Annotated in this window: 11 protein-coding genes and 1 pseudogene; 4 read left to right on the top strand and 8 right to left on the bottom strand. The window is 42.1% G+C overall.

Annotated features, from left to right (window positions below):
- Positions 1-32: 32 nt before the first annotated feature.
- Positions 33-1,523 carry a glutamate/gamma-aminobutyrate family transporter YjeM gene (gene yjeM / locus LCU_RS09210; protein ID WP_056966690.1) on the bottom strand — a complete coding sequence of 497 codons (1,491 nt, stop codon included), beginning with the start codon at positions 1,521-1,523 and terminating at the stop codon, positions 33-35.
- A 174-nt stretch (positions 1,524-1,697) separates the two neighbouring features.
- On the bottom strand, positions 1,698-1,952 hold the full coding sequence (locus LCU_RS09205) for a hypothetical protein (RefSeq protein WP_039098333.1): 255 nt from the start codon (positions 1,950-1,952) through the stop codon (positions 1,698-1,700).
- A 197-nt stretch (positions 1,953-2,149) separates the two neighbouring features.
- On the opposite strand from LCU_RS09205, the gene LCU_RS10120 reads away from it, so the two are divergent.
- The 3 genes from LCU_RS10120 (at position 2,150) to LCU_RS09195 (ending at position 4,813) form a co-directional block, all read left to right on the top strand.
- A complete protein-coding gene (locus tag LCU_RS10120; RefSeq protein WP_235805418.1) occupies positions 2,150-2,638 on the top strand; it encodes an amidohydrolase family protein in 489 nt (162 codons plus the stop codon).
- Positions 2,639-2,736: 98 nt separating this feature from the next.
- Entirely contained in the window at positions 2,737-3,486 is a 750-nt protein-coding gene (locus tag LCU_RS10115; RefSeq protein WP_235805417.1) for an amidohydrolase family protein, read from the top strand.
- The gene (locus LCU_RS09195) at positions 3,479-4,813 is read left to right on the top strand and encodes a uracil-xanthine permease family protein (RefSeq protein ID WP_039098330.1); all 1,335 of its coding nucleotides are present in this window, start codon (positions 3,479-3,481) and stop codon (positions 4,811-4,813) included. The genes LCU_RS10115 and LCU_RS09195 overlap by 8 nt, the downstream gene beginning before the upstream one ends.
- Positions 4,814-5,016: 203 nt before the next feature.
- On the opposite strand, the gene LCU_RS09190 is transcribed toward LCU_RS09195, so the two are convergent.
- From LCU_RS09190 to gnd, 6 genes and pseudogenes are all read right to left on the bottom strand, one after another.
- Positions 5,017-5,718, bottom strand: coding sequence for an MgtC/SapB family protein (locus tag LCU_RS09190; protein ID WP_004265015.1), 702 nt, complete (start codon positions 5,716-5,718; stop codon positions 5,017-5,019).
- 102 nt (positions 5,719-5,820) lie between these two features.
- Complete coding sequence (locus LCU_RS09185) at positions 5,821-7,218, bottom strand: Nramp family divalent metal transporter (RefSeq protein WP_064776890.1); 1,398 nt, start codon at positions 7,216-7,218, stop codon at positions 5,821-5,823.
- 261 nt (positions 7,219-7,479) lie between these two features.
- Entirely contained in the window at positions 7,480-8,409 is a 930-nt protein-coding gene (locus tag LCU_RS09180; RefSeq protein ID WP_003592463.1) for an IS30-like element ISLpl1 family transposase, read from the bottom strand.
- 125 nt (positions 8,410-8,534) lie between these two features.
- Positions 8,535-9,886 (bottom strand): annotated as a pseudogene (locus LCU_RS09170) (gluconate:H+ symporter).
- A gap of 80 nt (positions 9,887-9,966) precedes the next feature.
- Complete coding sequence (gene gntK, locus LCU_RS09165) at positions 9,967-11,511, bottom strand: gluconokinase (protein WP_056967001.1); 1,545 nt, start codon at positions 11,509-11,511, stop codon at positions 9,967-9,969.
- Positions 11,512-11,562: 51 nt separating this feature from the next.
- Complete coding sequence (gene gnd, locus LCU_RS09160) at positions 11,563-12,462, bottom strand: phosphogluconate dehydrogenase (NAD(+)-dependent, decarboxylating) (RefSeq protein WP_039098326.1); 900 nt, start codon at positions 12,460-12,462, stop codon at positions 11,563-11,565.
- A 149-nt stretch (positions 12,463-12,611) separates the two neighbouring features.
- Between gnd and LCU_RS09155 the strand changes: the two genes are divergently transcribed.
- Positions 12,612-13,463, top strand: a complete 852-nt coding sequence (locus LCU_RS09155) for a MurR/RpiR family transcriptional regulator (RefSeq protein WP_004265031.1) — start codon at positions 12,612-12,614, stop codon at positions 13,461-13,463.
- Positions 13,464-13,564 lie beyond the last annotated feature (101 nt).

Raw genomic sequence — 13,564 nt, 5'->3', positions numbered from 1 at the left:
GTTGACCAAATCGGTCAACGCTTTTAAAAAATTTAGCCATGTACTACTTTTCGTTGATAGCGATGATACAAAGCAAGGGCCATAATCGTAAAGACAATCGGACCAATGACCATCCAGAAGGCATCTAAATATTGACCTTCTAACATCGGTTGAATAATCGTAAAGGCAATTCCGAAGACAAGGACTAAGTCGACCACAATCGTCACCGCCTTAACAGCAACTGGTGATTTAAAGAATTCGTAAGGCCGTTCCAAATCTTTGCGTGCCTTGAAATATGGAAAGGCAGTCACTAAAAAGAGGTATGGCAACGATGTTGAAACGTTAGACATCAAAGTCAAGACATTATAGAAGTCACCGGCAGCTTTACCACCAAATGAAATAACCGCGATTAAAATGCAGACTAATAATGCTTGCGCCCACATTGCTTTTTCAGGCATGCCATGCTTGTTAACTTCTGCAAAGCCGTTCGGCCAGAGTGCTTTAGGTGTCCCGAGTACAAATGACTTTAATGGTGAATAAATCAAGACGGCAAATGCGCCTAAGTAACTGATAAACATGATTAAACCGGTAATCCGAGCAAAGGTTGTTCCAATCGTCATCGCAACGGGTGTCGTCATCCCAAAGGCATGGCCGAATTGATAACCCAAGTTTTGCATAAGAACATAAGTAATATTGCCCATGTTAGCTTTATTCCCGCTCAAGACTTGTTGCCAGTTCGTTGAGATGCCCCACATAAAGATTGCAACCGCGTAGATTAATGTAATGAAGACTGTCGCAATCATTAACCCTTTAGGGAAAGTCTTTTCAGGCTGATCCATACTATCGGTAACACCGCCCATGGCTTCCATCCCCGCGTAAGCAAAGATTGAGAAGACAACAAATGATAACATCCCAATTGGTGTTTGATAGCTACTCATCGGACTCTTAACAAAGGTCGTCGTCCCATGAATCGGTTCTGCCAAATGAAAACCCGTTTTAAACCAAATCGCCACACTAATCACTAAGAATGCGGCGAATAAAAAGGCAACGGCCATCCCACTGAATGACGCAAACTTTTGAATCTTATCAATCCCACGACTTGATAGGAAAGTTAATAATAAAATCCAAAGAATTCCTAAGACACCGACCACTTGAGTGCCATTCATCCCTAATAAATGCCAGGTTGCTGTTTGATCTGAACCTTGGAGGAACGTTGAAAACGGCACCCACACTTTAGCAGCTGTTGACACCATCCAGACAATCCATGACGCTAACCAGATGAACGTCCCGATGAAAGCCGCCTTTTTACCAATGGATGCTTCTAACCAAGAATAGATGCCCCCGCGTGATTCTTTCAAAGAAGAACCAAATTCAGCAAACATTAATGAAGTTGGTAAGAAAAAGAAAATTGCCGCTAAGATATACCAAATAATGCTGGCATAGCCCATTAAGTAGAAAGCAATTGTGGTATTCGCAAAGCCGAAGATTGACCCAAAAATCATCAATACGAGACCTTGAACGTTAATTTTTTTTGATTTCGCCATTTCAATAAGTCCTTTATAATTGTATTAAGTAGAATAAATATACAATTCAAAGGGCATAATGTCAATTATATTTGAATAAATCAACCGTTTCCAGCCTTTTTATTCATGTATTCATAATTATATACAATTTACGCCACAAAAAAAGACGTTCACTTTTAGCGAACGTCGATTGCCTTATTTAATGTTGGCAACCTTAGCGACTTTGCCACTATTGACACTCGCGCTAATTTCCCCTTCTTGACCGTTATTGATAACAAATTGATCGGTTGCTTGACACCGTGGGCAAGTTGTTTCAATTTGAAACTTGGTAGAGCCATCTGAATTATCTTCTAGTGCTGTCTTCGTCGTGATTTCCATCGCTGGATGTTGGCACTTATAGCATTGAAAGACAATAAAACGCCGTTCTACAAATTCATCTGCTAAACTCATGTGATTCATCCTTTCAACTAGCTTATTTAAGTTCATTCTAGCAGTCTGCTATTTTTTAGGGTACCTTTTTGCTCACGTGTCGTTTTCTGAAAGCATCCCTTAGAAATGAATCAAAAGGCGAACGATTTTAAAGTTTAAAAGCATTATGGTATGTGATATACTTACAACACACCATCTAGAAGGAGAGGTTTAAAAATTTGCCAATCACACTAAAAGCAAGTTATTTTTCTGCAAATTCACCAAATTCTAGTTCATTTCACGAAGATTCACTGATAGAACTCAGTGATAATGGTCAAATCACAAACATTATTCATCAAACGGCGTCAGAATACTCTGAACGATTATCAGCTGCACGCCAACATGACCACTTAATCACACTCGCTCCCGGACACTTCTTGTTACCAGGCTTTATCGATCTACACAATCATGCGCCACAATGGCCACAAGCTGGAATTGCCCTTGATCGCCCTTTAGCTGATTGGCTCAATCATTATACCTTTCCTCTTGAAGCGCGCTACGCCGATTTAGATTTCGCCACACCTGTGTATCAAGACTTAGTGACCGAAATGCTCGCTAACGGCACAACAAACGCCCTATATTTCGGAACAATTCACGAATCTACGACTCGCAGAAATTTGTTCCCAAGCAGGGCAACGGGCTTTCATCGGAAGTGTTACGATAGATAATCCAGATCAAACACCAGACTATTATCGTGATGCTTCTCCTGAAGAAGCCATTAATAAAACACAAACTTTTGTTCAAGCAATTCAAGATACCTATCGTAATGGGTTCATTCAACCCGTCATTACCCCGCTTCATCCCTAGTTGCACAACTGAAACACTTCAGCAACTCGGTCAACTTGCACAGTCCCAACACATCACCGTTCAGACACACTGCAGCGAAAGCGACTGGGAACACGATTATGTACGCGAACGTTACGGCCATACAGACTCTGAGATGTTGCAATCATTCGGATTATTGAATCAACATTCGGTATTAGCACATGCAACACAACTGACAACTACTGACCAAAGTATCATTAAAACCGAACAAGCAGCGATTGCGCACTGCCCTATCTCAAATGCCTATTTTGGTAACGGGATTCTCCCCGCACACGAGTTACTTAATCAAGGCATTAAAATTGGGCTTGGCAGTGATATCGCCGGTAGTTATACCCCTAGCTTATATGCCAATTTGCAACAAGCCGTAACGGCCTCCCAAATTCGACAAGACGGGGTTGACGCCACCATTGCGGCTGACCAACGCGGTGTTGCGAACAGTCGGATCAGTGCTAAACAAGCTTTTTATATGGCAACCGTCGGTGGTGCAACTAGTCTTGGCATTCAAGCTGGTGCCATTGAATCGGGATTGCTTGCTGATTTCCAAATCGTTCAAGCGCCACCACGCTTTGCAAGTCTTACACCAGATGAACAACTCGAACAACTTTTATTCCGCCACACCAAACACCAAATTAAGGCCGTCTACGTTCAAGGTAAACTGGTCCACGAAAAGGAGCACAACTGGTATGAATGAACAATCTCAAAAATTAATGGTCGGTCCTGACGAGCCGATTTCGAATCAAGAAGCTGGCTTCTTAGGACTACAACACGTTTTAGCAATGGATGTCTACGTTCCCCCCGTTATCATTGCCGGTTTATTGGCGATGGGTCTTGATGCAAAAGCCGGCTTAATTCAAGCGACATTCCTTGCTGCCGGGATTGGTACGATTCTTCAAACCAAATTTTTTATGAAAATGCCTGTTTCCCAAGGTCCTTCATTTGTTCCAATTGGGGCAATCGCCGGGATTTACTTTGCTAGTGGTGCTAAAGACGGCGGGATGGCAACGGTGATTGGCGCTTCAATTGTCGGTTCAATTCTGTTAATTCTTCTCGGCGTCACCGGCCTCTTCCAAAAAATTATTAACAGCTTAGTCCCCCAAGTCGTCGGTGGCACAATCATCACCATCGTTGGTCTTTCACTGATGCCATCTGCTTTAGGTGATAACATTTTCAAAGCACAGGGCAATATCAATGAGAACTTACTCCTGGCTGTTGTGACCGTCGCCATTCTAATTCTTTGTGTTTCGCTAGGTATCTACTTCCCTAAATTACAAAAACTCTTCAAAGTTAGTTCCATCATCATCGCCTTATTAGGCGGAACTGTTTTAGCAACCATGCTTGGTAAATTTGACTGGCAAAGTGTGAACGAAGCGAGTTGGTTTAGCTTGCCAAGTTTCACCGCATTCCACTATGGTATGCACTTTTCGATGACAGCAATCATGACCTTCGTCATTATCTACGCCGTTTTAATGACCGAAACGACCGGGACTTGGTTTGCAATGAGTGCCGTTACGGATTCGCCCATCAGTAAGAAACAATGGAATCACGGGATTATCGGTGAAGGAATTAGCTGTTTAATCGCTGCACTCTTAGGCGGCTCACCAGTTACAGGGTATGCAACTAACGCCGGCATTATTTCAATCACCGGTGTTGCTAGTAAAAAAGTATTCGTTTCTGCCGGGATTTGGTTTATCATCTTCGGCTTCTTTAATAAATTAGCGGCCTTCTTATCAGCGATTCCAGCCCCAGTTATTGGTGGGATTTTCGCCATCATTTGTTCAACTATCATGCTCAACGGGTTAAATGTTATTCGCACACTACACACCCAAGAACGTGATATGTACATCATCGGAATTCCAATCATTCTATGTATCGCCATCATCATCATGCCACAATCATTGGTGAAAGCAACGCCTCAAATGATCCAATACTTACTTGAATCACCAATTTCGATTTGTGCGCTTGCCGCAATTATTCTCAACTTAATCTTACCAAGAGACAGACAAATTGCGTTTAATTAGACTGAAATAAAAAGAAGCCCCCTGATAAAAAAGTTTATCAGGGGGCTTCTTTTTTCGTAAATGTATTTCCCGATTGAGACAGCACACTTTTTTTAAACGTGCTCCAGCAGGCATATTCCTGTGCTTAACCAAACTTGTCGCATCGGCGATTGCAGACAAATCCAGTTAATACTCGAAATATAAACGCCTGCTTGCGCACTCTTTTAGACACTGACCATTCGAATCGTCATGATGTTCTTATTCATCGAGATATCTTCCACAATTTCTGCATATTGCATTTCCCGGGGAATTTCGATGCGATAGACGTTAGTGTAAATCGTATCACGTTCGTTTTGCGTTACTGAGAAGTTCACATCGCGAATTTGAATCTGATGTTGTTCAAAATAGCTCTGAATAAACTCCTTGGTTTCCAATTTATGCTTATACTTAATTTCGATTTTTTTCAACGTATTGATGTGAATAATCTTTTTCAAGAAGACAATCACGAAAATGACAAAGACCGCACTGATCACCGCAATTTGATAGTAGCCCATCCCAATTGCAAGTCCTAATCCCGCAGTAGCCCAAAGTGAGGCCGCCGTCGTCAATCCTTGAATCTTGTGGCGGGTGACAATAATCGTTCCAGCTCCTAAAAAACCAATCCCACTGACAACTTGTGCAATCAGCCGCGCTTGATCAGAACGAATAGTGGTACTAATCGCACTATGCGCTAATGCAAATTGAACGTTTTGCGCTGCGATTTCCTGCTGAATCATCGCAATCACACACGCACCAATGCAGACCAGAATGTGTGTCCGCATTCCGGCTGGGCGGTTCTTATATTCCCGATCAGATCCGATAATCCCAGCAATTAAGGTTGCCAGTAGCAGTCGAATAATGATATGCACACTCGTTACTTCAAACAATAAAATCCCTCCAAAATAATACCTTATCTCTAGTCTAGCATACCGAACAAAAAAAGCGCTCGTCAATCCATATCAATTTACGGATTAACGAGCACCTATTCATTAGCCAACTAAGCCGATTGTTTGTAGAATCAAATAGATATTTAAAAGCGTCAACACAATTGTGACAAACCATGCCGTATATTTCACCCAAGGGCGGTTAACGAATGGGCCCATGATTTTTTCATCACTCGTGAACATTGTCAATGGAATCATCGAGACTGGCAATGCAACACTCAAGAAGACTTGTGAGTAAATCAAGAGGTTTTCAACTTGTGCTTCGTTCCCATGGTAGTAAACCGTGAAAATAATAACAGGTAAGATTGATAACCCACGGGTAATCACCCGTCGTGCCCACAATGGAATCTTCATGCGAACGAAACCTTCCATGACGATTTGTCCTGAAAGTGTCCCTGTGATGGTTGAATTTTGACCAGAAGCTAATAAAGCAACGGCAAAGAGTAAACTCAACATTGGGCTAGCAATGCTCCCAACAATTTCTTTGTTTTGTAAAGCATTGAATAAGTCAACGAATCGTCCTAAATCACTGTTAGTTCCAAAGAACATTGCTGCCCCTAAAACTAAGAGTAAACAGTTAACGATAAATGCGACTGATAATTGAATGTTTGAATCAATGACTGTAAACTTGATTGCTTTCTTCTTTTCGGCGTAATCGTCACGGTCATATTGACGTGCTTGTGCGATTGACGAATGCAAGTAGAGATTATGCGGCATAACAGTTGCCCCGACAATCCCTAATGCCAAGAATAGCATCTTCTGGTTGGTAACAATCCGTGTACTTGGTACAAATCCGCGCATTACGTCGCCCATATTTGGTTGCGCTAGAATCACTTCGTATAAGAAAACGAATAAAATAACGGCCACCAAGGTTGCGACAATCGCTTCGATCTTCCGGAAACCAAGTTTCATTAATAGTAATAATAGCAAGACGTCAAATGCGGTAATTAAGACACCCCAGAGCAATGGGATGTTGAAAATCAGTTCTAACGCAATTGCGGAACCAATAATTTCGGCGATGTCGGTCGCCATAATTGCTAATTCGGTGACAATCCAGAGGAAAATCCCCATCTTTTTACCGGTTTTGGCCCGCGTCATCTGCGCTAAATCCATTCCGGTCACAATTCCTAAACGCGCTGCCATTGCTTGTAATAACATCGCAATTAAGTTTGATACTAGGATCACACTGATCAAGGTGTATGCGTATTGCGCACCACCGGCGATTGACGTGATCCAGTTCCCTGGATCCATATAACCAACGGCCACTAACGCACCAGGTCCCATAAAGGCCATCAACGTCCGCCAAAAACCAGCGTTCTTGGGAATCGCAACCGTGTTATTAATTTCTTCAAGACTCGTGCCATCAGCATAGTGTATGAATTTCTCATGCTTTTGTTGATTAAGTTCACCCTTTTGTGAATCTTCTCGCTGCTTCTTATCCATATAAGTACCTCTTTCTCTTCGATTGAGTCGTTCAACTATTAGGATTCAATGACTTTGATTTTAGGATGACCTAACTCTGATCGTCTCCAGTGTTCAAATTAATCCTTACCCATTCTATCATATCTCTTTGATGTTGTCCCTGAACAAGATTAAAAAAAAGCTGTTTCTCAGCGTTTTTTTAGGTAACCGATTACAAATAATTGCCCACCTTAAGTGCTATTAAAAATGACGTTGACTGTCTTTAACAGGTAGATTGCAAATTTAATCCGAATTTTTGGACAAATTTGTCAGCATAACCTGATACGGTGTTTGCCAGTCGAGTATTTTAAGCGGTCGCTGGTTAATTTGGAGTAACGTCGTCGTTAAATCTTGAGCACTAATGTGCTCAAAACGAGTCCCTTTAGGATAAAAATAACGTAAATTCCGATTAAAGCGTTCATTACTACCACGTTCAGCTGGAGTATAAGCATGGCAGTAATAGGTCTTAATACCATATTGTGATTCAAGTGATACTAGCCCACTAAACTCAGTGCCACGGTCCACAGTAAAGCTGTGCACCGGACCATTAAAAGTGGTTAGGAACTTAGTTAGTGCTTCATTAACAGTCGCTGTCGTCCGATCTTTTAACCGGTATGCCCAAAGGAACCGTGATTTTCGATCGATTAAAGTTAATAAAACTGCCTTACTATGCCCACGAGGACCAACGACTGTATCTAGTTCAAAATCGCCGATGCGCTTACGTTGATTAATCATCATGGGACGCTGTTCAATTGATCGCCCCAAAGATTGATTATATTTGGATCGTTGGTCAACGTTACGCCGTTGGCGTACGCCATGTTCAGGTAGATCATTCAAGGAGAAACCAATTCTCCCCTGATTTAGCCAATTATAAATAGATTTAGTAGCTAGTTTAAATTCGTGAGCAATCATTCCTGGTGACCAGCTTAGACGTAAATGGTTGAGAATTTTTTGCTTTAACTCATCGCTCAGCTTAGTTTTCCGACCACATCGTGATCGCTTGTATTCGGCATCTGTTTGTGCTAATTCAGCCTGATAAGGTTGACATCGAGATAATTCATAAGAAATTGTTGACGGTGATCGGTTCAGCCGAACGCCCATTTGGATATTGGACAGCCCTAGTTCACAAAAGGTTTCGATTTTAATTCGTTCGGAATAGGTTATACTAGACAAAAGATCAGCTCCTAAAAGATGGGTTTGTGGTAAACACCATTTTAAAGGAAGCTGATCTTTTTTGTCCGAACAGCGTTCGGATTAATTTTACAATCTACCAACAGCCAACGTCATTTAACTTTTATTTAGACGACTAAACTTAATAGTAAAACGCCAATTAACCCAACAATCGAAATCAATGTTTCCAAAACTGTCCAAGTTGCAAGGGTTTCTTTGAGACTTAAATCAAAGTATTCCTTGAACATCCAGAACCCGGCATCATTCACGTGGGAAGCCGCTAAACTGCCGGCTCCAATTGAAAGGACCATCAGTGCAGGGTTCACACCGGCTGATTGCATTAGTGGTAAGACCAAGCCTGCCGCCGTCAATGACGCAACAGTTGCTGAACCCAATGCCACCCGTAAGACAACTGCGATTAACCAACCTAATAATAGTGGTGATAAATTGGCATTTGCGAATAATTTAGTGACACTATCGCCAACCCCACCGTCGATGAGGATTTGTTTAAACGCACCACCCCCACCAATGACTAGGAGTGACATCGCGATTGATTTAACGGCTTCTTCAATCGTCTTCATAATCGCTAGGGTTTTAATCCGACGCGCCCAACCCATCGTATACATCGCAACCATCAATGAAATGGTCATTGCAATGGCTGGTGTCCCGATAAAACCGACGATTGAATCCAGCATCGTTGGATTTTTAGGTAATTTCCCGCCGTTAAAGGCCATTTGATAAATCGTGGTGACAGCCATCAAAATGACTGGGAATAATGAGGTTATGACACTAATTCCAAACCCCGGTGTTTCGTCTAATTTAAAGGTTTTCTGAGGCCCAAGTGCCGTCAGATTACCTTGGCGCGCGAACGCATCTGGTACTAAGCGTTTTGCAATCTTAGTGAATAATGGACCGGCAATAATCACTGAAGGGATCGCAATTAAGACCCCATATAACAATACGTGACCAGCATTTGCCCCTAAAGCTGAGGTAATTGCTGTTGGTGCTGGATGGGGTGGCAAGAACCCATGTGTGACAGAAAGTGCTGCAGCCATCGGAATTCCAAGGTACAAAATTGACACACTTACTTCGATTGCAATCGCGAAAACGATTGGTACTAACAAGACCATCCCAACTTCAAAGAATAAGGCAATCCCAATGATGAACGAAGCCAACATAATTGCAATTTGAAGTCTTTTTTACCGAACATATCGATTAAGGTATGCGCGATTCTAAACGCGCCACCAGCGTCGGCAACTAACCGCCCCATCATGGCACCAAAGCCAAAGACAATTGAGAGCTCACCAAGTTGACCGCCAATCCCGTTTTGAACACTGGTTGCAATGTCCGTTAATGGCATACCTAGGCCAACCCCAACGGCCATTGCCGTTATAACTAAAGCGATAAACGTATTGATCTTAAATCGAATAATAAGGGCGAGTAATAAGATAATGCCCAATAATAGGACTACTAATGCCATAATTTTCCCTATTTTCAATAATGTTTGCGCTATCATGATATTGTTAAAAGTAACTGGGCTTTCAGACCCAGTTCACTTCGTTACTCTTTAACTTGCATATGTTTGCGTTGGAAGTCAGCAATTGCGCCGTATTCCGTATTTAATTCCCGTGTTAATCGAATCCAGATTGGTAATAGTTCGCGATAAACTTCAAAGTTGGCTTCTTCTGGATGATGCACATTCGTCACACCAACCATTTCTTTGACAGCTGATAGATCATCCACTAAGCCTAAACTATACATCCCTAAGACAGCAGCACCTAAACATGAGCTTTCGAAACTTTCTGGAATCGTGACGTCTTGTTCAAAGACATCCGCCAACATTGGGCGCCATAATTCTGAACGGGAGAAGCCACCCGTTGCCTGAATACTCTTTGGTTTACCTGCCACACCTTCAATCATCAGCATCACCATGTATAAGTTATAAACGATGCCTTCAAGCGCTGCACGCACCATGTGCGCCCGTGTATGTTGCCGCGTCAAACCGAAGTATGATCCACGTGCATCTGCATCCCAGATTGGTGCCCGTTCGCCACCCAAGTAAGGATGGAATAAGAGTCCATCTGAACCAGCCGGAATTTCTGCCGCAATTTGTGTCAAAATATCGTATGTTGAAACATGCATTTGTTCAGCCTTGATTTTTTCAGGTGCAAAAAGTTGATCGCGCACCCAACGGAAGACAATTCCCCCGTTATTGACCGGTCCACCGACCACCCATTTATCCTTGGTTAAGGCGTAACAGAATAATTTACCGTTTGGATCAACCACTGGATGATCAACAACCACTCGCACGGCACCGCTTGTCCCGATAGTAACGGCGACTACGCCTGGATCAATTGCATTTACCCCAAGGTTTGATAAAACCCCATCGCTGGCGCCAAAGATAAATGGTACTTCAGCACCAATGCCGGTTAATTCACCATAGATCGGATCAATCCCTTTAACATAATCCGTTGGTTCGACTAATTCAGGTAGTTGTTGGCGTGTGACACCAGCCACTTCAAGGGCTTGTTGATCCCAATCTAAATTAAAAATGTTGAACAAGCCGGTTGCTGAAGCGATTGAATAATCCATTTGATACGTATGGAAAAGTTTTTGGAAGACATACGTTTTAATATCGATGAATTGACTAGCTTGGTTGAACAATTCAGGTTGCGCTTCTTTCAGCCAAATCAGTTTTGAAAGTGGCGCCATCGGATGGATTGGTGTGCCAGTGTGTTGATAAATGGCTTGGCCCAACCCATTTTCTTTCAATTGTTGACTTGCTTTAGCAGCTCTATTATCCGCCCAAGTAATTGCCCGAGTTAGCGGTTGATCATTTGCATCCATCAGAATCAAGCTGTGCATCGCAGCCGAGAAACTAACGCCCTGTAATTCGCCGGCTTGAACGTTGCCCTTGCGCATCACCTGTCGTAATACTTCTGACACTGCATTAAAAATTTCATCCGGATCTTCTTCTGCCATATCGGGTACGGTTTGATATAAAGGATAACCAACGTTTGCGTAAGCTTTAACATTCCCTTTTAAATCATATAAAACCGCTTTCGTACTTGTTGTTCCAATATCCGCACCAATCATATATTTCATCATAATTACCTCGTTTATGTGGTGTTTACTGACTACTTACTAGGATACCACTTATTTCTTATCAACTGCATGGCCGCCGAATTCATTTCGTAAAGCAGCGACAACTTTACCAGTGAATGTATCATCTTCAAGTGAACGATACCGCATCATCAATGATAAACCAATGACCGGTGTTGGGACTTGTAATTTCAAGGCTTCATCTAATGTCCATTTTCCTTCACCTGATGAGTGCATGATACCTTTTAAGCCTTCTAAGTTAGGGTCTTTTGCAAAAGCAGATTCCGCTAATTCCATCAACCAGCCGCGAATCACAGAACCATTACTCCAAACCTTAGCAACCGCTTCGTTATCATATTCAAACTCACCATGTGATAACACATCGAATCCTTCAGCGATAGATTGCATCATGCCGTATTCAATTCCATTATGCACCATTTTGAGATAATGACCACTACCAGCCTTCCCGGTATAGAGATAGCCATCTTTTTGAGCAATATCTTTAAAAATCGGTTCAATCTGTTTGAAGACTTCCGCGCTGTCGCCGCCGATCATGAAGTTTCCGTCTGCGTTAGCACCGCTCATCCCGCCAGAAGTTCCGACATCGAAGAAATGAATCCCTTTTGCGGCAAGCAATGCATTGTGTTGTTTAGAATCTTCGAAAAATGAATTACCACCGTCAATGACAATGTCACCGGCTGTCAATTTGGTACTTAACGTTTCGATTGTGGCTTGTGTTGGCTTACCAGCAGGTAACATGCTCCACACAATTTTAGGTTGTGGCAATTGTGCCACCACATCATCAATATCCTTTGCAGGTAATGCACCTAAGCGGGTTGCTTCTTGAACCGCTGCTTCATTTAAGTCAAAGGCGACAACCTCGTGCCCATTACGTCGTAAGTTAGCGACCAAGTTAATCCCCATTTTGCCTAAACCAATCATTGCTAATTTCATCTTTGCCAGTCCCCTTATCCACAATTTCATGTCACTTTTATTAATGTCTTTATTATATGTAAATTATTTTCTTTAATCAACCCTTTTTGAGAAAATAATTTTCTTTGTTGTTTTTTATGCTATACTATCGATAACAGGGGGGCACTTCAATGACACAAAACATCGATTCCTTACTCCGTGCGTACTACACGAATTTAAGTGAAAAATACAAACAAATCGCAGATTACATCTTAAAAACTGAACATTTCAATCAAAGTTTAACGATTCAAGAATTTGCGGCTGACTGTGGTGTTTCAACAGCCACTATTTCCCGTTTCGCCAAAATGTTGACCTTCGCAAACTTCCAGGCACTCAAAATGGCGTTACTTGCTAAACAAGCAACCCCAACAGATAATCCACTCTTCCATGAAATTAGTAATAATGATGACTATCTGACCATGGCCGATAAAATTTTCGCATCCAATACTAATGCGCTCAAAGCAACTCGTTCACTACTGACTGAAGCGCAATTACGGCAAGCCGTTGATTATATCAACCAGGCCAAGCGCTTAAGTTTATTTGGCTTGGGCGCTTCTGGAATCGTCGCTCAAGATGGCTACCACAAATTTTTACGAACTGCGATTCCAACTGTTTACAGCCAAGACTACCATCTACAATTGATGCAGGCCACCCAACTCACCGAACAAGACTGTGCGCTGATTATTTCACATAGTGGTCAAAATAAAGATGCTTTAGAAATTGCACGCATCTTAAAAGAACGTCACGTTCCACTGATTGTCATCACCAGTTTTGGCAATTCAACCCTCGCTAAATTGGGTGATGTGACACTGTTGTCCATTTCCGAAGAAACCAATTACCGCGCCGAAGCACTACACGCGTTAATTGCACAAATCAGCATCGTCGATAGTCTGTTTATGATGGTCGCCGTTAATAATGGCCCACAAACAGAACAAAGTTTCAAAGCCATTCGGACTGAAATTGATCGGACTAGACAAAAATAAAAAAGCTGAGGTTGAAGAAATACTTCAACCTCAGCTTTTTTGCTGTTCTATTTTGAACATCTAAACGTGCTTTTTGGTTGCACCAACTTCCGCTTAATAAA

Source organism: Latilactobacillus curvatus JCM 1096 = DSM 20019 (assembly GCF_004101845.1).
GTDB classification, from domain to species: domain Bacteria; phylum Bacillota; class Bacilli; order Lactobacillales; family Lactobacillaceae; genus Latilactobacillus; species Latilactobacillus curvatus.
Note: the sequence above shows the minus strand (reverse complement) of the source record. Positions and strands in the feature narration are given on the sequence as shown.